The 348-nt window shown below is 54.6% G+C and carries 2 rRNA genes; both read right to left on the bottom strand.

From position 1 onward, the window contains the following. A 5S ribosomal RNA gene (rrf, locus tag IB277_RS37715) occupies positions 1 to 84 on the bottom strand; the annotation flags it as partial. A 147-nt stretch (positions 85 to 231) separates the two neighbouring features. Further along, positions 232 to 348, bottom strand: a 23S ribosomal RNA gene (locus IB277_RS37710); the annotation flags it as partial.

Raw genomic sequence — 348 nt, 5'->3', positions numbered from 1 at the left:
AGACGAAGTACCATCGGCGCTGGGGCGTTTCACGGCCGTGTTCGGAATGGGAACGGGTGCAGCCACCCCGCCAGAACCACCAGGTCGGCAAAGCGCAAGATTTGCGTCTAGCGGACGCAAACCGGATGAGAAGCTGGTGAGTTGGTCGAGCCAACTCGTTTTGTTTTGAACACGTCGTTCATCCGGGCGAATGCTTTCGCAATCGCCTTTCGATGAACACAAGCAATGGGAACGATCAAGCCAATCGAACGATTAGTACTGGTAAGCTTCATGCGTTGCCGCACTTCCACACCCAGCCTATCAACGTGGTCGTCTTCCACGGTTCTCAAGGGAATACTCGTTTTCAGG

Source organism: Ensifer sp. ENS07 (assembly GCF_014852185.1).
Lineage (GTDB): Bacteria > Pseudomonadota > Alphaproteobacteria > Rhizobiales > Rhizobiaceae > Ensifer > Ensifer adhaerens.
Note: the sequence above shows the minus strand (reverse complement) of the source record. Positions and strands in the feature narration are given on the sequence as shown.